Annotated in this window: 25 protein-coding genes; 21 read left to right on the forward strand and 4 right to left on the reverse strand. The window is 49.4% G+C overall.

Going from position 1 to position 20,408, the window contains the following annotated elements; genetic code table 11:
* Positions 1 to 95 precede the first annotated feature (95 nt).
* From AC50YG_RS00245 to AC50YG_RS00255, 3 genes are read left to right on the forward strand one after another with little or no spacing between them, the layout of a single operon-like run.
* The gene (locus tag AC50YG_RS00245) at positions 96 to 941 is read left to right on the forward strand and encodes a metal ABC transporter ATP-binding protein (protein ID WP_494823945.1); all 846 of its coding nucleotides are present in this window, start codon (positions 96 to 98) and stop codon (positions 939 to 941) included.
* Positions 925 to 1,734 (forward strand): metal ABC transporter permease, encoded by an 810-nt coding sequence (locus AC50YG_RS00250; protein WP_473757644.1) that lies wholly within the window; start codon positions 925 to 927, stop codon positions 1,732 to 1,734. Before AC50YG_RS00245 ends, AC50YG_RS00250 begins: the two co-directional genes overlap by 17 nt.
* Before the next feature lie 21 nt (positions 1,735 to 1,755).
* Positions 1,756 to 2,475, forward strand: coding sequence for a cytochrome c biogenesis CcdA family protein (locus tag AC50YG_RS00255; RefSeq protein ID WP_338551858.1), 720 nt, complete (start codon positions 1,756 to 1,758; stop codon positions 2,473 to 2,475).
* A gap of 17 nt (positions 2,476 to 2,492) precedes the next feature.
* Here the strand turns inward: AC50YG_RS00255 and splB are convergent, their stop codons facing one another.
* Positions 2,493 to 3,563, reverse strand: a complete 1,071-nt coding sequence (splB, locus tag AC50YG_RS00260) for a spore photoproduct lyase (RefSeq protein ID WP_494823947.1) — start codon at positions 3,561 to 3,563, stop codon at positions 2,493 to 2,495.
* 336 nt (positions 3,564 to 3,899) lie between these two features.
* Here splB and mntR point away from each other — a divergent pair, with 336 nt between their 5' ends.
* Complete coding sequence (mntR, locus tag AC50YG_RS00265) at positions 3,900 to 4,322, forward strand: transcriptional regulator MntR (RefSeq protein ID WP_341278281.1); 423 nt, start codon at positions 3,900 to 3,902, stop codon at positions 4,320 to 4,322.
* A gap of 123 nt (positions 4,323 to 4,445) precedes the next feature.
* Here the strand turns inward: mntR and AC50YG_RS00270 are convergent, their stop codons facing one another.
* Positions 4,446 to 4,751, reverse strand: a complete 306-nt coding sequence (locus AC50YG_RS00270) for a hypothetical protein (RefSeq protein WP_473757642.1) — start codon at positions 4,749 to 4,751, stop codon at positions 4,446 to 4,448.
* A 13-nt stretch (positions 4,752 to 4,764) separates the two neighbouring features.
* Positions 4,765 to 5,682 (reverse strand): DUF1385 domain-containing protein, encoded by a 918-nt coding sequence (locus AC50YG_RS00275; RefSeq protein WP_473758002.1) that lies wholly within the window; start codon positions 5,680 to 5,682, stop codon positions 4,765 to 4,767.
* A 271-nt stretch (positions 5,683 to 5,953) separates the two neighbouring features.
* On the opposite strand from AC50YG_RS00275, the gene AC50YG_RS00280 reads away from it, so the two are divergent.
* From AC50YG_RS00280 to AC50YG_RS00310, 7 genes are all read left to right on the forward strand, one after another.
* Complete coding sequence (locus AC50YG_RS00280; protein WP_494823949.1) at positions 5,954 to 6,511, forward strand: YqhR family membrane protein; 558 nt, start codon at positions 5,954 to 5,956, stop codon at positions 6,509 to 6,511.
* Positions 6,512 to 6,604: 93 nt separating this feature from the next.
* The gene (gene aroQ, locus AC50YG_RS00285; protein WP_494823951.1) at positions 6,605 to 7,045 is read left to right on the forward strand and encodes a type II 3-dehydroquinate dehydratase; all 441 of its coding nucleotides are present in this window, start codon (positions 6,605 to 6,607) and stop codon (positions 7,043 to 7,045) included.
* Between the two features lie 25 nt (positions 7,046 to 7,070).
* Positions 7,071 to 8,144 carry a M24 family metallopeptidase gene (locus AC50YG_RS00290; RefSeq protein ID WP_494823953.1) on the forward strand — a complete coding sequence of 358 codons (1,074 nt, stop codon included), beginning with the start codon at positions 7,071 to 7,073 and terminating at the stop codon, positions 8,142 to 8,144.
* A 69-nt stretch (positions 8,145 to 8,213) separates the two neighbouring features.
* Entirely contained in the window at positions 8,214 to 8,771 is a 558-nt protein-coding gene (gene efp, locus AC50YG_RS00295; protein WP_473757638.1) for an elongation factor P, read from the forward strand.
* A gap of 187 nt (positions 8,772 to 8,958) precedes the next feature.
* The gene (locus AC50YG_RS00300; RefSeq protein WP_494823955.1) at positions 8,959 to 9,792 is read left to right on the forward strand and encodes an amino acid ABC transporter substrate-binding protein; all 834 of its coding nucleotides are present in this window, start codon (positions 8,959 to 8,961) and stop codon (positions 9,790 to 9,792) included.
* 116 nt (positions 9,793 to 9,908) lie between these two features.
* On the forward strand, positions 9,909 to 11,162 hold the full coding sequence (locus tag AC50YG_RS00305) for an aspartate kinase (RefSeq protein WP_473757636.1): 1,254 nt from the start codon (positions 9,909 to 9,911) through the stop codon (positions 11,160 to 11,162).
* Between the two features lie 112 nt (positions 11,163 to 11,274).
* The gene (locus tag AC50YG_RS00310) at positions 11,275 to 12,162 is read left to right on the forward strand and encodes an aminoglycoside phosphotransferase family protein (RefSeq protein ID WP_494823957.1); all 888 of its coding nucleotides are present in this window, start codon (positions 11,275 to 11,277) and stop codon (positions 12,160 to 12,162) included.
* A gap of 73 nt (positions 12,163 to 12,235) precedes the next feature.
* Here AC50YG_RS00310 and AC50YG_RS00315 read toward each other — a convergent pair whose 3' ends face one another.
* Entirely contained in the window at positions 12,236 to 12,952 is a 717-nt protein-coding gene (locus AC50YG_RS00315; RefSeq protein ID WP_494823958.1) for a 2-phosphosulfolactate phosphatase, read from the reverse strand.
* A gap of 161 nt (positions 12,953 to 13,113) precedes the next feature.
* Between AC50YG_RS00315 and AC50YG_RS00320 the strand changes: the two genes are divergently transcribed.
* From AC50YG_RS00320 to AC50YG_RS00365, 10 genes are all read left to right on the forward strand, one after another.
* Positions 13,114 to 13,380: a YqhV family protein gene (locus tag AC50YG_RS00320; RefSeq protein ID WP_341278270.1), complete on the forward strand. Its 267-nt coding sequence runs from the start codon at positions 13,114 to 13,116 to the stop codon at positions 13,378 to 13,380.
* A gap of 186 nt (positions 13,381 to 13,566) precedes the next feature.
* Positions 13,567 to 14,622 carry a stage III sporulation protein AA gene (spoIIIAA, locus tag AC50YG_RS00325; protein ID WP_341278269.1) on the forward strand — a complete coding sequence of 352 codons (1,056 nt, stop codon included), beginning with the start codon at positions 13,567 to 13,569 and terminating at the stop codon, positions 14,620 to 14,622.
* Positions 14,616 to 15,134: a stage III sporulation protein SpoIIIAB gene (gene spoIIIAB, locus AC50YG_RS00330; RefSeq protein ID WP_473757631.1), complete on the forward strand. Its 519-nt coding sequence runs from the start codon at positions 14,616 to 14,618 to the stop codon at positions 15,132 to 15,134. Before spoIIIAA ends, spoIIIAB begins: the two co-directional genes overlap by 7 nt.
* Before the next feature lie 15 nt (positions 15,135 to 15,149).
* Entirely contained in the window at positions 15,150 to 15,353 is a 204-nt protein-coding gene (spoIIIAC, locus tag AC50YG_RS00335) for a stage III sporulation protein AC (RefSeq protein WP_046231940.1), read from the forward strand.
* A 36-nt stretch (positions 15,354 to 15,389) separates the two neighbouring features.
* Positions 15,390 to 15,794, forward strand: a complete 405-nt coding sequence (spoIIIAD, locus tag AC50YG_RS00340; protein ID WP_046231941.1) for a stage III sporulation protein AD — start codon at positions 15,390 to 15,392, stop codon at positions 15,792 to 15,794.
* Positions 15,791 to 17,149, forward strand: coding sequence for a stage III sporulation protein AE (gene spoIIIAE, locus AC50YG_RS00345; protein ID WP_494823963.1), 1,359 nt, complete (start codon positions 15,791 to 15,793; stop codon positions 17,147 to 17,149). Before spoIIIAD ends, spoIIIAE begins: the two co-directional genes overlap by 4 nt.
* Positions 17,150 to 17,180: 31 nt before the next feature.
* The gene (spoIIIAF, locus tag AC50YG_RS00350; RefSeq protein ID WP_494823965.1) at positions 17,181 to 17,963 is read left to right on the forward strand and encodes a stage III sporulation protein AF; all 783 of its coding nucleotides are present in this window, start codon (positions 17,181 to 17,183) and stop codon (positions 17,961 to 17,963) included.
* Between the two features lie 24 nt (positions 17,964 to 17,987).
* Entirely contained in the window at positions 17,988 to 18,626 is a 639-nt protein-coding gene (gene spoIIIAG / locus AC50YG_RS00355) for a stage III sporulation protein AG (protein ID WP_494823967.1), read from the forward strand.
* Positions 18,627 to 18,661: 35 nt separating this feature from the next.
* Positions 18,662 to 19,270 carry a SpoIIIAH-like family protein gene (locus AC50YG_RS00360; protein ID WP_494823969.1) on the forward strand — a complete coding sequence of 203 codons (609 nt, stop codon included), beginning with the start codon at positions 18,662 to 18,664 and terminating at the stop codon, positions 19,268 to 19,270.
* A gap of 137 nt (positions 19,271 to 19,407) precedes the next feature.
* Positions 19,408 to 20,013: an acetylglutamate kinase gene (locus tag AC50YG_RS00365; RefSeq protein ID WP_494823972.1), complete on the forward strand. Its 606-nt coding sequence runs from the start codon at positions 19,408 to 19,410 to the stop codon at positions 20,011 to 20,013.
* The last annotated feature ends 395 nt before the right edge of the window (positions 20,014 to 20,408 follow it).

Genomic DNA, 20,408 nt, shown 5'->3' on the forward strand with positions numbered 1-20,408 from the left:
TTTATTTCGTCGCAGTCTCTAGGTATACGGTGCTGTATAAATGATATAATCAGGGAAGTATAGCAATATAGTAAAAGGCAAGGGAGGTTGACAGGATGCAACAAATGACAGAGATGCGACCGGAAACGGACTTGCTGCCTGGCCCAGCAGGAGACTGCCATCAGGATATTATTTCGCTGGAGGGCGTTACCTTCTCGTACCAGCAGCAGCGCGTCATTACGGGGCTTAATCTGAGCGTTCGCGAGCGTGATTTTATCGGGCTGATTGGCTCGAACGGTGCGGGAAAAACGACACTTCTCAAAATGATTGTCGGCTTGCTGAGGCCTGAGAGCGGCGTCATTCGTTTATTCGGCGAGCCTGTAGGCCAGTTTAAGGCATGGGAAAAAATCGGTTATGTGCCGCAAAAAAATGCATTTAATCCGCTTTTTCCAGCTACGGTTCGTGAAGTGGTGATATCCGGTCTATACGGCCGCAATAAGCTGTTTCGCCGCATAACGAAGAGCGATCACTTAAAGGCAGATGATGCGCTGCATGCGATGAAAATTGAGGATTTGGCGGACAAGCGAATCGGCCAGCTATCCGGCGGCCAGCAGCAGCGTGCTTTTTTGGCGCGGGCGCTCATTAACAATCCGTCGCTGCTCATTTTGGATGAGCCTACAGTGGGGATCGACGCCGAGACGCAGGAAAGCTTCTTCCATATGATCAAGCATATGCATCAGCATCACAACATCACCTTTCTCATGGTGTCCCATGATATGGAGATGATCCGCACTTATTTGGGGCTGCATCAGGCGGCGCAAAGCGGCAAGCTGAAATTTTATAAAAAGCATTCGCATGATTTGCAAAATTGTGCGCAAGATGATCTGACTCACAGCCTGCGCGGGCTTCGTCAGGAAATGGATAGCAGAGAAGAGGTTGTTCAGGTTGGAGATCGTTACTAGCGAATTTTTTCAAAGGGCGCTGATTGGCGGCTTGCTTATCGGAGTGACAGCACCGCTGATGGGCATTTTTCTCGTGCTGCGCCGTTTGTCCATGATTGGCGATACGCTGTCGCATGTATCCATTGCAGGTGTTGCGCTTGGTTTCTTAATTGGGGTATATCCAGTTGCAGTAGGCTTGCTGTTCGCTGTTGCGGCTTCATTCGCAATCGAAAAGCTGAGGAAAGCTTATAAATCCTATGCCGAGCTGTCAATTGCGATTATTATGTCGGGAGGCGTTGCGCTGGCTTCAATATTGTTTACAATGGGCAAGGGCTTTAATGTCAATGTCACCGGCTATTTATTTGGCAGCATTTATACGCTGAGCAATATCGATTTAATTACGATTGCCGTTGTAACGGTTGTCGTTCTTGTAGCCATCAGGCTGCAGGTGAAGGAGCTGTTTTTGCTCACATTTGACGAGGATGCAGCAGCGGTGAGCGGGTTGCCGGTCCGTTTTTATAATGTTATGATTAGCGTGCTAACCGCGCTTGTCATTAGTGCTTCCATCAAAATTGTTGGAGCGCTGCTTGTGTCTGCGCTGCTGACGATTCCAGCGGCTTGCAGTCTTATTATTGCGCGCAGCTTTCGGCAGAGCATTATTACCGTCGTCATTATTGGTGAAATTGCCGTTATTTGCGGCTTGATGATTGCAGGGATTTGGAACTTGGCTCCTGGCGGCACGATCGTGCTTCTGTTGATTGTTATTTTGCTGGGCCTCTTGCTGTTCAAGCGGGGAATTAGAACAGGGAGTTAATCAAAATCGAGGTGCTGTACGGTGAACGATATTAATATTTGGCTCGCACTCGGGGCTGGCTTTGCCTCCTTTATCTCTCCATGCTGCTTGCCCTTGTATCCATCTTATTTGTCTTACATAACCGGTATTTCTGTCAGCGATCTCAAAAATAATGAGCATACGAGCAAGCATATGCGCTCCCGCACGATGCTGCATACGCTGTTTTTCATTATCGGTTTTTGTACGGTGTATTACACGCTTGGCTACGGCACGAATGTGTTCGCGGAAACCTTCAGTGAGTATGAGCCGCTCATTCGCAAATTATCGGCGATTTTGATTGTGCTGATGGGGCTGTTCCTGCTCGGTGTTTTTCAGCCGCAATTGCTAATGAAGACGCGCAAGCTGCCTTTCGATCCTTCGAAAAAAACGGGCTATTTGGGCTCGTTTATTTTTGGTATCGGATTTTCGGCCGGGTGGTCGCCATGCACAGGTCCTGCCTTAACGGCCATTCTGGCATTGGCGGCATCCGAGCCGAATACCTGGTTTAAGCTGACAACGGCATATGCTCTAGGTTTCGCCATTCCTTTTTTCGTATTAGCCTTTTTCCTTGGCTCAGCGAGATGGCTGCTGAAATATACGAATACGGTGATGAAGGTGGGCGGAGCGATTATGATTGTGCTCGGCATTATGCTCTTCACGGATCAAATGACGCAAATTACGTCGTGGCTTAACCTCATAACGCCGGATTGGCTGAAGTTTTAAGTCTAAAGCTTTAATTCTTAAGTGAAATATTCAATTTTCGCTTGTGGAAAATGCTCAAAGATGCGCTCTGATATAAACAATCGGAGCGCATCTGCTTGTTCTGTAGGATAGACGTATTTTCCTTGTCCCCAGCGACCCCATTTGTATTTGCGCTTCTCAATATCCATTTCCAGCTTCGTGCGCGGATAACGGCGCTCTATTACATTTTTTGCTGTTTTCGTAAAGCGGTGCTGGATGAGCTCAAAGGTCAGATCGGCTTGCTTTGCCTCCTCAGGCAGAGCCTCTGCTAGCGATGCGAGCAGCTCGGCGTAGCCTTCCTCCCAGCCGTCATACCAGATAATCGGCGCAATGATAAAGCCGAGCGGATAACCGGCTTTAGCTACCTTGGCTGCGGCTTCAATCCGCTGCTCGAAGCGCGAGGTGGCCGGCTCGAAATTTTTAATCACGTATTTGCTGTTGACGCTGAAGCGAATGCGAGTATGGCCATTATGCTTAACATCCAACAGGGAATCCACATGATGAAATTTGGTGACGAAGCGCAGTCTGCCAAGAGGCTGCTCCGCCATAAATTCAATGAGCTCGTGCAGACTGCCTGTAATCGGCTCCAGCCCGACGGGATCGGACGTACAGGCTGCCTCGAAGCGAGTGATTTCCGGTGCTCGCTCGTCGATGTATTGCTTGGCCGCGTCCATAATATCATCGATGTTGACGTAAACGCGAATATAGGGCTTGGCGCCAAGCGTCGTCTGCAAATAGCAATAATGGCAATGCGCCATGCAGCCGGTGGCAATGGGAATAGCATATTCCGCTGAAGGCTTGGACGTGTCGAAGGTTAACGTTTTGCGAATGCCGACGACAAGTGTTCGTTTGGCAATCCGGTATTTTTCCAGCTCGGTTTCACCGGGCAAATTGGTAATCCGGTTATGCGAGCTGGTCATGCGGAAAGGAATGCCTTCCTTTTGAACCCAGTCATAAATGCGCTTGCCTTTCGGATAATTGAGCGCATCCGGCTCAAAATAGACGAGCTCGGGAACGAAGGATAAGCTTTTCAGCACTGCTTTCGGACGCTCCTCTACGGTGGAAGCCATGGGCCGCACCCTCCTTTGCTTTGATGCTTCAAAATAAGAAGCTTACGCTATAATATGCGACAAAGGAAAGGGCTTCAAACTGGGAGTTGCAAGGTGAAACGGCCGAAAGCCGTCCTCTGGCGGTGCAGCACGTTTCAGTCCGAGAAATATAAGCCTAATGATAAATGTGAAACTTATAAATTCTTATATTTCAAGAAATGCCGCAATCGCTAATGTCATTAATTATTGTGTACCCCGGATTGTCCTTAAGGTTGCAGACAGGTTTCAAAACAGTGTATGATACTAAAGTAACGCCGAGGAAACAAGGTGAAAGAAGTTGGGTTAGGGGGTTCTTCAATGCCGACACCGAGCATGGAAGACTACTTGGAACGAATTTATAAGCTCATAGACGAAAAAGGTTACGCGAGAGTGTCGGATATTGCGGAAGGGCTGGAGGTTCACCCTTCGTCAGTGACGAAGATGATTCAAAAGCTCGATAAAGATAACTATTTAATTTATGAGAAATATCGTGGTCTTGTATTAACGACAAAAGGCAAGAAGATGGGCAAGCGGCTTGTGGAGCGCCACCATCTGCTGGAATCATTTTTGGCCATTATCGGCGTCCAAGATGAGAATATTTATCAAGATGTCGAAGGCATTGAGCATCATTTAAGCTGGGATTCGATTACCTGCATTGAGACGCTCGTCGCTTTCTTTGAACGCGATCCCTCCCGATTAGACGCTCTTAAAGCGGTTCGCGCTGAGCTCGATAATGAGTGATTATGCAAATATGTTGTGAAACGCAAGCTGATGCAGGTACCTGCAAAAAGAGCGTGACCCCCGTAAAAAGGGAGTCACGCTCTTTTTAATTGTCTGCTAGTTGCTAGTGCCCGCTAGAACGGCCTAATGATACTTCGGCAGATCATCATCTTCCTTGCCGCCTTCGATAACGCGGAACGGCGTACGCTGCGATTTCGGGCGTTTGGCAGGCTGTGAGCGGTTGCCTGGGCGCGCCTGAGGCGAAGCAGAGCCGGAACGGCCTCTCCAGCGGTCAGGCGGAAACTTGTAGAGCACATAAATGAGGCCGAATACGATAATGGGGATAAGGAATGAACGCATATCTGTCAAAACGCCATAAATAACTCCGATGCCAAGCAAAGACATAATAATAATAGCCGGCACGCTCCATTTTTTAGGCCTGTTTGCCATAATCATTCCGCCCTTACGCTTTAATATTGGACATTTGTTGATCGAGCTCGCGCATCCGGTTGAAGGAAGCGATCGATACGGCAACCTGATCGTCCTTTGGCTCTTTCGTTGTCAGCAATTGCAGCCATAGGCCCGGGTAACCGAGGTAGCGCAGCACGGGTATGTTGCGCAGCGCATTTGTAATGCGCAGCACCTCATAAGAAATACCAAGAACAAGAGGAAGCAGCAAAATACGAATATAAATTCGTTCCCATATGGAATCCCAAGTGAAGAAAGGCAGTGAATAAATAATAACGCCGACAATGACGGTGAAAATAATAAAGCTGCTGCCGCAGCGATAGTGCAGGCGGCTGTATTTTTGCACATTGCTGATCGTCAGCTTCTCGCCAGCTTCATAGGCGCTAATTACTTTATGCTCGGCGCCATGATATTGAAACAGTCTTTTGATAATCGGCGTCAGCGACATCAGGTACAGATAAGCAAGCAATAAAATGATTTTGATAAGTCCTTCTAATAGGTTATGACCAATTTTGCTCTCAAATACGTTGCTGAACAATAGTTCTTCCAGCGCAGCGGGAGCTGCGGTGAAAATCAGCTTGCCGAAAATAAACGACAGGACGCCAGCCACGGCAACGCCGACTATCATGCTAAGGCTGAAACCAGACTTTTGCTCCTTTTCAGGCTTCGGCTGTGCTTCGGGATTTTTAGCGGCTTCTTCCTGCGCCTCATCCTCCGCGTAATTTTCCATGGAAAAATTCAAATGCTGCGAGCCTTTGGCGCTGGAATCTATTATGCCGACAACCCCGCGCACAATCGGAATTTTTTTCAGCTGCTGTATCCAGCGCTTCGTCGTCCGCGGAACCTCATAAAAGATAATTTCGTCATTTTTGCGGCGAACAGCTGTAACATTGACATGGCTTCCTGCGAACATGACGCCTTCAATGACAGCTTGTCCTCCATAAATGCTTTTGGATTTTTGCGACAAGTGTTGGTCACCTTCCTTAAAAGTGTATCGTCCCGATCAGGTGACGAATCAATTTGTTTCATTTTCTTGCGAATAGTTCTATTGTACTTGATCAGTGCGGCAATTGCCAACGTTTGAGCTGCACGGGGCATCCATAAACAGCTGCCAAGCGAGGCGGTTACTTCTATGCTTTTTTTCACATACTAAATCATGGCTTCTTTTAGTTAGGAAGCGAAGGATGATCTCAAGTTTGGAGGCGAAGGAAACGATGGCAGAAAATAAACAAAATAGACGTACCGCCGGAGATGAAGGTAATCCATATGAAGGCAAGCATCATACGAATATTTGGACGTATTGCTTATCGACGGGCTTTTTTGCCGGACTGATTTGGGGCGTTTTACGCTGGTTTTTTTATGAAATGAAATTTACGCTGGAGCTGCCAGGCATTTTGGCGGACCCGTTTTTCCGCTCCTCCTTTTTGAAGTCGGGCTGGGGCCTTGTGGTGGGTATTGGCAGTTACATTATTTTTTCAATGATTGCTGCTCTGCTATACGGACTGTTATTCCGCAAGCTAAAAGGCCCGTGGCCTGGCCTGCTCTACGGGCTTGTCTGGTGGGCAATCATTTTTCTTGCTTTAGGGCCGCTTCTCCATGTGACCCGATCGGTGTGGAAATCAGGCTGGAATACGCTCAGTGCCGAGCTTTGTGTCTTTTTGTTATGGGGTGTTTTTATCGGCTACACCATTGCTTTTGAATTTACGGACGAGGCGTCCCGAGAGCCTTTGCAAGCAAGCTGAATAGTTGTCCCTTCTCAAGGGGCGGGCATATGTGGTAAAATGGCAATTGATCTTTGTCTTTAGCATGAATTTGTCCGTTAGGGAGGTGTGCAAATGCTCAAAATTCTGGTGCTTAATGGCCCGAATCTGAATATGCTTGGCGTTCGGGAGCCAGGAATTTATGGATCGGCTACGCTTGCTGATATTGAGGCTAATTTGCTGGAGCAGGCTAAGGGTCTGAATGTACAGCTGGATTTTTTCCAATCCAACCATGAGGGTGCCCTTATTGATCGGATACATAGCGCTTATGGCGCAGAGGATGGCATACTTATTAATCCCGGTGCGCTTACGCATTACAGCTATGCGCTGCGCGATGCGCTCAGTACGGTAGCTCTTCCTGTAGTTGAGGTGCATTTGTCCAACATACATACGCGCGAGGCATTCCGTCACGTTTCGGTTATTGCACCTGTAGCGGTCGGGCAAATTGCCGGCTTCGGTCCACAGAGCTACGAGCTTGGCCTTGCGGCGCTTGTCCGCAAACTGAAAATTTCTTAAATAAACGGAAAGGGGATGAACATAAATGTCAAAGGAAAGAGTGAATCGCTTGCGCAGCGCCCTTGCGGAGCTGGGTCTGGATGCTATTCTTATTAACAGCGAATATAATCGCCGTTATATAAGTGGATTTACAGGCTCCTCTGGTATGGTCCTCATTACGTTAAGCGACAGCATTTTGCTGACCGATTTCCGCTATATGACGCAGGCTCCCGAGCAGGCGATCGGCTATGAAATTGTTGAACATGCGCCTAAAGCGATGGAAACGGTGAAAGAGCTGTTGAAAGCGAGAAAAATCAGCAAGCTGGGCTTTGAGCAGGAGCATGTCGTTTATGGCGAATTCGCCGATTGGACGGCTGTGCTTGGCGATATCGCCCTTCATCCGGTATCGGGTCTAGTTGAAGGCTTGCGCATGATTAAGGATGAAGCGGAGCTGCAAGTGATGCAAGAGGCTGCTGATCTGGCGGACGCGACGTTTACGCATATTCAGAAGCTGCTTCAGCCTGGCGTGAAGGAAAGCGATATTGCGCTGGAGATGGAAATTTTCATGCGCAGCCACGGTGCTCATTCATCCTCGTTTGAGACGATCGTAGCGTCCGGAGAGCGCTCGGCATTGCCGCATGGCAAGGCAAGCGAGCGAATCATTGGCAACAATGAATTCGTGAAGCTGGATTTCGGCGCCTATCTAAAAGGATATTGCTCTGATATTACGCGTACGGTTGTCGTTGGCACGCCAACGGACAAGCATCGCGAAATTTATGACATTGTGCTGGAAGCGCAGTTGAATGCCCTTGCTCATATCCGTCCGGGTATGACAGGACGTGCTGCGGATGCGTTGACGCGCGATGTCATCACAAAATACGGCTATGGCGACAAGTTCGGTCACGGCACCGGACACGGACTCGGCATGGAAGTTCATGAAGCTCCGCGTTTGTCCAAGCTTAGCGAAACGATTTTAACCCCCGGTATGACGGTAACGGTTGAGCCTGGCATCTATCTCCCCGGTTTCGGCGGAGTAAGGATTGAGGATGACATCGTAATTACGGACACCGGTATTAAAATATTAACCGCATCGACTAAGGAGTTTCTCACTTTAGGCTGATTTGTGGTAACAGTGGTAAAAGGGCACGATCAAGCATGCTATTTTTCTAATCCCAGGAGGTAATCAGCAGTGATTTCAGTGAATGATTTTAAAACAGGATTGACAATTGTAGTAGATGGAGATATTTTCTCCGTAACCGATTTCCAGCACGTTAAGCCAGGCAAAGGCGCGGCATTCGTACGCTCCAAGCTGAAAAACCTCCGCAACGGCAACGTTGTTGAAAAAACATTTCGTGCTGGCGAGTCGCTTGCTCGTGCGATCATCGAAAACCGTGCTGTACAATACTTGTACAACTCCGGTTCCGAGTACACGTTCATGGACAACGAAACTTATGATCAGTTCGAACTGAATGAATCGCAGCTGGAATGGGAAATCAACTTCCTGATCGAGAATATGACGGTAAACATCTCGAGCTACCAAGGCGAAATCATCGGTATTCAAATGCCGAACAGCGTTGAGCTGAAAGTTATTGAGACGGAGCCAGGCATTAAAGGCAACACGGCTACCGGCGCAACTAAAAATGCTAAGCTTCAAACGGGACACAACGTACAAGTTCCATTGTTCATCAATGAGGATGATGTGCTGTTGATCGATACACGCGAAGGAAAATACATTTCCCGCGCATAGGAGATGGCAAGCAGCTGCTTCAAGGGGCAACACCCCTTGGAGCAGCTTTTTTCAAAATTGGGCATAACTTCACACGAACTTCTCATTTTTCTCGTAAAAAGCATTGATGGATAAAGGCTTGCTATTGTAACATTCAATATAATAGTTAAGCTCATGCATCTAGCGACGACGTAGAGGAGTAGAGTGAATGGCAAGAAAAAGCTTTGTTTTTCTGCTGCTGGCCTGTTGGTTTGTGCTGGTGGCATGCGGCACGGGGCCGGAGCGGCAAGAAATGATTAGGCCGGTTGCAAGTGCGGAGGCGGCCGCGCCTAGTGGACAAAACGCCTTGGAGGCTGTTCAAGCAAAGGGCAAGCTGCGTATTGGAACGGAAGGAAAGTATGCCCCATTTACTTATCATGACGAAAACGGCAAGCTTGTCGGATTCGATGTAGAGATAGCTGAGGAAATCAGCAAACGTATTGGCGTGGAGCCTGAATTTATCGAAACGCCATGGGATGAAATATTTACGGGACTGGATGCGAACAAATTTGATGTTGTTTTTAATCAAGTCAGCATTCGGGAGGATCGACTGGAGCAATATCAGTTTTCCGATCCTTATATTTACTCCCATATTGTGCTAATTGTGAAGCGGGATAATACGGACATTAAGAAGCTTTCGGACTTAAACGGGAAAAAGGCGGCGCAAGCGCTGCGAAGCAATTTGCTTGATATCGCACAGCGGTACGGCGCGGAAATTGTGCCTACCACAGGCTTTGATGAGGCGATATCTTTGCTGCTGACAGGAGAAGTAGATGCAACGGTAAATGATGGTTTAACGTATTTGGATTTATTGCATCGCCAGCCAGAGATGCCGCTCAAAATTGTGGATGAAATGTCGGAGGCAACGGCAAGCGGCGCTCTGTTTACGAAAGGGCATGATGAGCTTGTTCTAGCCGTCAACGGGGCGCTTGCAGATATGAAAAAGGACGGTACTCATTCGGAAATTTCAACGAAATATTTCGACACCGACGTTTCCAAATAGCATGCTTAAGCTGTGAAGGTTGCTTGTATTTTTGTGATGGGATATACCCAGATGTGTTGTGGTTGTGCTATAATATTGACTTGTATGTATATGTCAAGGTTGGGAGTGAGTCCGCTTTGTCGTTGATAGTGATGAAGTTTGGCGGAAGCTCGGTGGGAACGCCGGAGCGGATGCAACGGGTAGCAAAACGAATTATTGAAAATAGGCAGGCGGGAAACCGTGTTGTTGTTGTCGTATCAGCAATGGGGGATACAACGGATGATTTGATCGACCAATCGAAGCTGCTTAATCCTAATCCGCCAGCGCGCGAGATGGATATGCTGCTTACGACTGGCGAGCAAATATCGGTAGCGCTTTTGTCGATGACGATTCACCAGCTGGGACACCACGCCGTTTCGTTGACAGGCTGGCAGGCGGGAATTCGTACAGATGCTGTTCACAGCAAGGCGAAAATTACAGATATTCGTACGGATCGCATGTTCAAGGAATTGGATGCTGGTCATATTGTCATCGTAGCCGGTTTTCAAGGCATGTCAGAGGATGGCGACATTACGACGCTGGGACGCGGCGGCTCCGATACGACGGCGGTTGCACTGGCAGCTGCGGTTAAAGCGGATGTGTGCGAGATTTACACCGATGTGGACGGCATTTATTCGACCGATCCGCGCGTTGTGAAATGCGCTCGCAAGCTGGATGAAATTTCGTATGATGAAATGCTGGAGCTTGCCCATCTGGGAGCTGCTGTGCTTCATCCGCGCGCGGTTGAATACGCAAAGCATAACAATGTAAAGCTGGTCGTTCGTTCAAGCTTTACCTACAACGAAGGTACAAGTGTAAAGGAGGAAGTAACGATGGAACAAGGCGCTGTCGTTCGCGGTATTGCATTCGATAAAAATGTAGCTAGAATCAGCATTCTGGGCGTTCCAGATTTGCCAGGCGTGCTCGCGACAGTATTTGGCGCGCTTGCAAACAATGGCGTGGATGTAGATATTATTGTGCAAAGCGGCGTACAGGACGGCACAGCCGACTTCTCCTTCACGCTTTCGCTCGATGATAAAGACAAAGCGGTTGCAGTCATTGAAAATCTGCACGGAGAGCTCCCTTACAGCAAAGTAACTTCCGAAGACAATTTGGTTAAAGTTTCAATCGTCGGCGCTGGCATGGTCAGCAATCCAGGCGTTGCTGCTACGATGTTCGCAGCGATTTCGGGTCTGGGCATCAGCATTAAGATGGTCAGCACGTCTGAAATCAGACTTTCCTGCGTTATCGATGCTGAACCACTGCAAGAAGTGGTTCGTGCGCTGCATACGGCATATGGTTTGGATACAGCTGAGCAAGCTTTCGTTGGCGGGCCGCAGGATCGCCGTTAGACGACTTGCATAAACGCAAGAGACATAGGGGAAAAGGCAAGGAGCAAACGCTCTTTGCCTTTTTTTGCGTCTTGGGGGACATATAGAGTAGTACGATCAGCTAGGATCAGATATGATTAATCTAAAGGAAGGGGTGATTGGATTGGAATGCTTAAGTGAGATGATTTGGGCTGACAGCACGAGCTTCATGAATGAGCTGCTGAAACAAGAACTAGCCTGCAGCAGCATGCCGGGTGGACTGGAGGCTAATGTGTGGAAATTTTCGTCTGTTGCGGACAGCTTCGTTCTAAAAATATGGAACAAGGATTCCGATCCAGATGTGCATTTTCAATATATTCTGCTGCAAGTGCTTCGAAATATAGGCATTTCTGTTTCTACTGCTTACGGATGGGGTTATACCGCTTCTGGGCATAAAGCGCTGTTAACCAGCTATGATGGCAGCCCGCTTTCCCAAGTAAAAAATCAGCATGTAGAGAATTTGGCTCATTTATTGTTGGACATCCATAAAGTATCCGACCAGAAATTAGATCCTCGGCTTCATAGAAAATACGATTTTATTAGTTATTTTTACCCGCAAATTGAAGAGCATCCAGATATCCAAGCGGATTTAATAGAGCTAATTAATGGCTCGGATTTGCAGCAAAATACATTTATCCACGGTGACTTCAACTTAGGCAACGTAGTAGAAAATCAAGGGAAGTACACGATAATTGACTGGACCAATGGACAACTAGGGGATACCAGATATGATTTTGCCTGGACGAGCTTTTTAATTTATTTATACAATGGGGAGCAACTAGCCGCGGTATTCCAAAAAACGTATTTGTCACAAAGTGAATTTGATAAGGAAGAATTACTAATCTTTGAAGCTATTGCGTGCCTCAGATGGCTGTTGCTCTATAGATTCGCGCCAATCCCTAAAGACGAGTCAACGATCGAACGTATGAATTGCAAAATAATAGAAAATAAATATATCAATAAGTCGCTTGTGCTGGAGTAGCAGTATACAGCGAGAATAGGGCAGACTAGCGGGTGATTTTCTCGCCGTAGTCTGCCTTTTTTTTATGGTGCAATCAGCGCGTCAGCAGCACAAGCTTCTCTCCTTGCAGTATGGGAACATCTTTAAAAATATCGACTTCTGCGCATGCCTCAATGTCCCGCTGGAGACCAAGCTTAAGCAGCCGCTTGCCAGTTGCGCCAGAGGCGAGTGTTTCGAGTGCGAAAGCACTGCGGCTGCGATAGAAGCCCAGCATAGCGAGTGCGAAGTCATCCAGTTCCAAAGCGTTCATGCCTGCCTGCGTCATCCGTTCAAGCAGCAGCCCGGCGCCAAAGCCATCCTCGGCAGCAAACGCATCATTATAGCCCGCGCATAAAATGACGACATCGCGCCGCAGCGCTAGCGCCGCACGGGCACAGGCAGCGGCGTTCATTAGCGCTGCTGTCAATACGTAATCGGCACGGGCGGACTTTTGCAGCGCGCGTGTTCCGTTCGTTGTAGTTAATATAATACGGCGGGCGCGTACCGCAGGGGCTTCATATTCGTCAGGCGAATTGCCAAGGTCAAAGCCGGATATTTTTCGGCAAAATCGTTCTCCCCCTAATAAATCCCCCGCCATCTGTGCTGCTTTGGCCTCCATGACCGTTTCCACCGGAACGATGGCTTCGGCCCCGGCCGCAAGCGCCGTCACAATCGTGCTGCCAGCCCGCAATACATCAACAACGATGGCTGTTTTATGATGAAAGCGCGCCTGGCTGGCTTCATTCACGCTTGATATGACCTCAACCTGCATGTCATTATCCGCCTTTCTTACCTTAACTTCTCCTAGCCTTATGCCTGCAATATATGCACATCCTTCTGGGCATGTGTCCCGGGCTACAGTGGTTATGAACGCAGAGGTCTGCTGCATAAGCTAGAAACAGGTCGGCTGGACAAGGGTGGAGGTGGATTTTTATGCTGAATAAAATCGTGCTGGCAATGGCCTCCTTGCGCCTTGCCTCGGGAACCATCGAAATTTGCGCGGCAATTATTATGCTTAAACTCAATCAGATCGACAAGGCGCTGGTCGTCAATTCCTCTTTGGCGCTTGTAGGGCCGCTTATTTTGATTGCGACTACGACGATTGGTTTGGTAGGGCTCGCAGACAAGCTGTCCTATAGCAAATTTCTCTGGGTAGCGGCTGGCATTCTATGTCTAATGATTGGTATTTTGAAAAAATAACGAGAATTGGCGCCGTTCCGAGTACTAGGGCCATTTCTATATTTTGCTGCTGACCTCGTAATAGGAGTCGCGGTACTCCTAGTTAAATAAATCTAATCTAGCAATTTCGATCCAGTTGGACATATTTTAGCTGGCCAAGCATACATATTAAAGGACTAAGGACAAACATCCGGGAGTGATGAACGCATGCTTAGCCGCATTACGCATTTGCTGCCGCTAGAGCTGAAAGCGATATTGGAACGGCTGCCTGCGGAGGTTCAGGAGCAGCTGGAAGAGATACGGATTCGCGAAGGGCGCCCGCTGGAAATTGGCATGGCAGGCCAATCGCGTTTCGCTGCAAACGATGGCACACTCTTAACCCAAGCAGGCGGAGCGTATAAGCCTACTGCTGACCTTTGCCGCAAGCTGCTGGAGCGGATGACCAATTATTCCTTGTATGCGATGGAGGAGGAGCTCAGGCGGGGCTTCATTACAGTCGCAGGCGGACATCGGGTTGGACTTGCAGGGCGTACCGTTCTCGATAACGGCAGCGTTCGCGGCATTCGTGAAATAGGTGCCTTTAATATTCGGATTGCCAGGGAGGTTCCCGGCTCAGCAACTCCGCTCATGCCGAAGCTGCTCGACCGATCGCGCAAAACGATTCGCTCCACGTTGGTGCTCGCCCCGCCCCAGCAGGGCAAGACGACGCTCGTTCGCGATATTGCAAGATCCGTCAGCTACGGTTTATGGGGAGGCGGGGATGCGGCAAGCTGGCCGGGCAAGAAGGTTGCAATCGTGGACGAGCGCTCCGAAATAGCCGCTTGTGTGCGAGGTATTCCCACCTTTGATATTGGACCGCGCTCCGACGTCATGGATGCTTGTCCCAAGGCGGAAGGAATGATGATGCTGCTGCGCTCGATGTCGCCGGATGTCATTATTGCGGATGAAATTGGAAGGCCTGAGGATGGCGAGGCGATTCGGGAAGCCAGCCATGCCGGAGTCAGCGTCATAGCGACAGCTCATGCGTATGATGCTGAGGATGCTAGAGGACGGCCTGTATTGCGCTCGCTGCTAGAGGAAGGGGCGTTCTCCCTTATTGTTGAGCTGCGCCGAACGCCTTCGGGCATTATGCACCGGGTGCTTACGGCGGAGGCTTGCATAAGAGGCTGGGCGGCGCGCGAGCCAACAACAGCAGTGCCGCGATTAGCCAAAGATGCTGCGCCGCTGTTTTCCGGGCTGATGCGAGGCGATGCCATGTGCTGAAGCTGCTTGGCGCGCTGCTGATTTTGTTCGCCGGAACGATGCTAGGCTTCCAGCAGGCGGCGCGTTTTGCTGCAAGGCCCCGGCAGCTTCGCCAGACCGCTCATGCGCTGCAGAGGCTCGAAACCGAAATTGGCTACGGGCATACACCGCTGCCGGAGGCGCTATCCCGAACCGCAGCATTTGTTCCAGATCCACTTAACCGGATGCTGATGCTTGCCTCCGAAGGGCTTGCGAGCGACGAAGGGCTTTCCTTTCGAGAAAGCTGGGAACGGGCTGTTCGAGAGATTTGGGGAGCAACGGCCATGCGGGCAAGCGAGCAGGCGGTGTTGATCCGTCTTGGCTCGACGCTCGGTATAAGCGATCGTGAGGATCAGCTTAAGCATTTGAAGCTGGCGCTCATTCAACTGAAGGCGGAGGAAGATTCGGCACGGGAAGATCAGGCGAGGTATGAGACGATGTGGAAAAGCCTCGGCGTTTTAATCGCCGTGCTGCTCGTTATTTTGATGGTTTAATGGGGTGCCGCGGAAATGAATATGGATGTGAGCGCCATTTTCCAAATAGCCGGTATCGGAATTATCATTGCGATGATTCATACGGTGCTTAAGCAGATGGGGAAGGAAGATATGGCGCATTGGGTGACATTAATCGGCTTTGTTGTCGTGTTGTTTATGGTCGTACGCATGCTGAACGAGCTGTTTCAGGAAATTAAAACGATTTTTCTGTTCCAATAGCTAGCTTGAAGAGAAGCCGCAAGTAGGTGAAGCGAAGTGGAAATCATTCAAATCGTCGGTCTTGGGCTGATTGCAACAGTCCTCATCCTTGTCGTTCGAGAGCAAAAGCCGCTGTTCGCTTTCCTGCTTGCGGCATTTACCGGCCTCTTTATTTTTCTGTTCCTGCTTGGCAAAATCGATTCCGTTATTGCGGTGCTTTCTGATTTGGCGAATCGCTCCGGCATACCCTCTATTTATTTGAAGACGGTGCTGAAAATAATAGGTATCGCCTACATTGCTGAATTTGGCGCTCAAATTGTCAGAGATGCCGGACAGGAAAGCATTGCGTCGAAAATCGAATTCGCTGGAAAAATATTAATTCTCGTCATGGCGGTGCCGATTATCAGCGTCATTATCGAAACAGTTATCAACCTGCTGCCGACAGGGGGAGGAGCCAGTTGAGAATAAAGCTTGCTGGCAGCTCCTATCCGACGAACGCCATTTGGCTCACGGTGCTTACAGCAGTTTTGTACTTTTTGCTGCTTGTGCCAAGCTCCGAGGCAGCAGCGCAAGGTACGTCAACGTCAGACTGGCAGTCGGAGCAGACTTCCTATCAGCAGCTAGCTTCACAGGTGGCGTCTTCTCCTCAGTCGCAGCAGACTCCGCAAAGTCAGCAATCGCAGTCTATGCAGCAGCAAACCCAGCAGGCCCAGGCGCAAGCCGCACTCGGGCAGTTGACCGGCAGCGGGCTGAACGATATGGATACGGATGCGGTGGAGAAATACTGGAATCAGCTCAAAAACGAATATGGCGGTTTTTTCCCTGAGCAGAAGCTGCCTAGCTTTGCCCAGATGCTACTGCCGGGCGGAGAAGGGCTCAAGCTGGAAACGGTGCTGAAAGGGCTGCTGTCTTATTTTCTGCATGAGGTGCTGTACAATGGCAAGCTGCTAGTCACAATCGTCACGCTGACCGTGTTCAGCATGATGCTGGAAACGCTGCAAAACGCCTTCGAGCGCAATGCAGTCAGCAAGGTAGCTTACTCCATTACCTTTATGGTCATCCTTATCATCACGGTCAACAGCTTTAATGTAGCGATCGGCTATGCCAAGGACGCGATTGAAAGCATGATTCAATTCATGCTGGCGATGCTTCCGCTGCTGCTCGCGCTGCTGGCGTCGATGGGCAATGTCGTGACGGTGTCGGTGCTGCACCCGCTCATTATTTTTATGATTCATGTTGTAGGCACGCTTGTTTATACGCTCGTATTTCCGCTCTTGTTCTTCTCGGCCATCTTACACATCGTCAGCGCCATGACCGAGCGCTTCAAGGTGACCCAGCTGGCTAATCTGCTGCGCAGCATCAGCATTACAATTCTGGGTGCGCTAGTTACGATTTTCCTCGGTGTCGTTTCTGTGCAGGGGGCGACGGGAGCGGTAACCGATGGTGTGACGATGCGAACGGCGAAGTTCGTCACGGGCAACTTCGTTCCTGTCGTCGGTCGCATGTTCTCGGATGCGGCGGATACCGTCATATCGGCTTCCATGCTGGCGAAAAATGCAATCGGGCTTGCAGGCGTCATTATGCTGCTGTTTATAAGTGCTTTTCCCGCGATCAAAATTTTGACGCTGGCGCTTATTTACAACGTATGCGCTGCTGTCATGCAGCCCCTTGGAGATTCGCCGATTGTAGCCTGCCTGCAAACGATTGGCAAGACGCTGATTTATGTGTTTGCCGCACTTGCCGCTGTAAGCTTGATGTTTTTCCTCGCCGTCACAATCGTGCTGACAGCAGGAAACGCAGCAATGATGGTCCGGTAGATCGGCTGTTTGAAAAAAGGGGGCGAATCGCATGGTAGCTTGGCTGGGCGATTGGCTGCGTGACATTATCGCCGTCATTATGCTCGCTGTATGCACCGAGCTGCTGCTGCCCAACAAGGCGATGCTGCGCTATGCCAGACTAGTTATCGGTCTTCTCGTGCTGCTGACGCTGCTGTCTCCGCTGCTTCGCCTGGTGCAAGGCGACGTAACGGCAGGACTGAGCGCAGGCATCCAGCAATGGGAGATGAGCACGGCGCAGAAGCAAGTGAAGATGCCAACGCTTGCCGACATTCAGCGTCAGTCGGAGGAGCTTAAACGCAAGCAGCAGCAGCAGGCGGCTAACCTTACCGGCAGTACGCTCTCCAAAGCGATGGAATCCGCAATCATCCGCTATACCGGTCAGACGGCAAGCTCGGTTGAAGTCAAACTGAAATGGATCAAGGAAGGAGATGTAGAGATGGTTGAAATGGATACGGTGACAGTTACGTTTCCGCAGATGCTTCCTGAAGAAGAGGCTGCTCCGCCGAGAGGGTCCCCTACCAATTTGGGCGCGAATCCGACTCAGGATGTGCAGCAGGATAATAGACAGATCGAAGCAGTGGAGCCAGTAAGTGTGGAGGTCATGGTGCCTGAGATAGTCGAGTCTGGGCCGTATCAAACATCAAGTGAACAGAGTACGGCTGGTGAACAGTTATGGCAGCCCGTGAACGCAGAGCTTGATAAGCAGACGAGAGCTGTGCTCGCCGAGGGCTGGGGCTTATCGCCCGAGGCTATCATTATTCGCCAACCGGCAAGCATTCGCGGACAAAAGTAAAGCGAAAGGAGTGGGTAATGACAGGTGGCGAAGTGGCTGGAGAAGCTGGAAGCGATGGCGGGCGGAGGCCCTGGGGGACCGAAGCGAGTGAAAATGCTGCGCCTCCTGCTCATTATCGGCTGTGTTGGAGCGCTGCTGATGCTGATTAATTCTTTCCTCACCTTTAACAAAGTTGAGCCTTCCTTACAGGGGCAGGGGCAAAATCTGCAGTCAGTAGATGACACGGCCTGGACCAGCCCAGGCTCGCGGGAAGGAGCCTCATTCGAAACGGTGGAGCAGCCGCTGGAGGCGAGGCTTAAGGAAATTTTGGAGAAAATCGTTGGTGTTGGCGAGGTGGATGTTCTGGTCACTATTGATTCAACAGAGGAAATCGTCGTTGAACGCAATGAGAAGGAGACGCAGTCGGTGACAGACGAGAATGACAAAAACGGGGGCAAACGGCATATTACGGCGATTAACAAGGATGGCGAGGTTGTACTCGTCGAGGTGTCCGGCGATCAGAAGCCGATTATCAAAAAGACGATCAACCCACGCATTCGCGGCGTCCTTATCGTCGCCAAGGGTGCGGAAAATGTAACCGTCAGACGTTTAATTATAGATGCGGTCGAAAAAGGCATAAATGTCGCGGCAACTCGCATTTCTGTTGCACCGAGGAAGCAATAATCCAGCTTTTATACCATTTTGAGGAGGGTGTTCACATGAACACGAAAAGACAAACGATTTGGCTCGTATCGATGCTCAGCTTGATGGTGGTACTGTCCGCCTATTATTTGTTTACGCAGGACGCAAGCTCGCCAGAATTGCTGACAGACAACACGCAGCTGGAGAAGACGGTGGGACAGGGAGCGACGGAAGCTGCGGGCAGCGGCATCGTCGTGGATGAGGTGCAGCAAGGTGCAGACAATGGGGTGAGCGAGGCTGATAAAGAGGTGCTGGAGCAGTATGAGCAAGGGGGAGCGGCAACGAGCGTATTCGCAGATATTCAGCAGAAGCGGACGCAGGATAATAACGAGGAGCTGGATAAGCTGATGGCGGATATCGCAAATACACAAGTAGATAAAGAAAAATCTACTGAAGCGGCTAAACAGCTTTCCTTGCTCGAAGAAAAAAATGTAAAGCTGACAGAGCTGGAAGAACAGCTGATGCAAAACTATGAATCCGCAATCGTGGATGAAGAAAACAACGTTTATAAAGTCGTCGTAGCCAGCGAGAAGCTTGAGAAAAATCAAGCAGCCGATATTGTTGATCTCGTCATGAAAAAAATGGAAATCAATGCCGATCAGGTATCCGTGCAGTTTGTACCTTAATGAGGCCTTGCAAGAGCATAAAATCCCGGACGTCAGCTATGCTGGCGTTTTCGGGATTTTTCCCATGTCCAATGATGCACAGTAATAGGGTTTCGCCTATATAATGCAAAAAAGGATAAAGGAGCAAACCATACGCTATGTATCGCTATTATCCCGCTCATCCCCATCAAATGGTCAAACCGGCTCATCCTGCATGCTGGACAGCGTCCAGTATAGAATTGAACCGCAAGCTTAGGGCATTATGGGTGCAGCATGTGTACTGGACGAGATTGACGGTGAACAGCATTGTTGACCGTCTTGCCGACGAGCAAGCAACGACTGCTAGACTGCTGAGGAACCCTACCGACTTTGCAGCGGTGCTTGAACCTTTTTATGGAAAGGCTATTGCGGCAAGGTTTGCCGAATTGCTGCGGGAGCATCTTGTTATCGCAGCCGAGCTCGTCAAGGCGCTCCAGGCTGGAAATAGCTCGGCAGCAGCGGATGCCCAAAAACGCTGGTATATGAACGCAGAAGACATTGCCGATTTCCTAAGCCGGATAAATCCTTATTGGTCCAAAATGGAATGGAAAAAGATGCTTGATGAGCATCTAAGGCTGCTTACTGGCGAAGTGGCAGCCCGGCTTGCTAAAAACTATGAGCAAAACGTTGCCTTGAATGATTTAATTGAACCGCAGGCGGCTGAAATGGCAGACGTAATGACGAACGGAATTATCCAGCAGTTTCCTTCTTTATTTTCCATTTGATCAAAAAATAGCGGAGTTCAGGTTTTTGTATCACCTGGGCTGCCGCTATTATTTAAATTTAAGCAAGTATAAGTTACCCCCTAATAATCGGCTTATATTTCACCCGCGAAACGGTAGCTTTGCTTCCAGAGGACGGTGACTGCCGTTTACGCTTGATACGCTGCTTAATTGTGACTGAGGATAAAGAGTAATCAGGACGTTTTTTGTAAAGGGGGGCAGGCAGCTGTTTAAGGGGTATTTTATGCATTTGTAAAAAATAATTCGTGTTCCTGAGCGTTTATGATATAATGTTAAACGTTATTGTGCCAATTATAAAAGTGAACAATGCAAGCTAAGCTTACTATGCGGTTTTACTGCCGCAATACGAAGCGGATGCCTACGAAGCGGTTTTGCTA

Source organism: Paenibacillus sp. J31R34 (assembly GCF_059383715.1).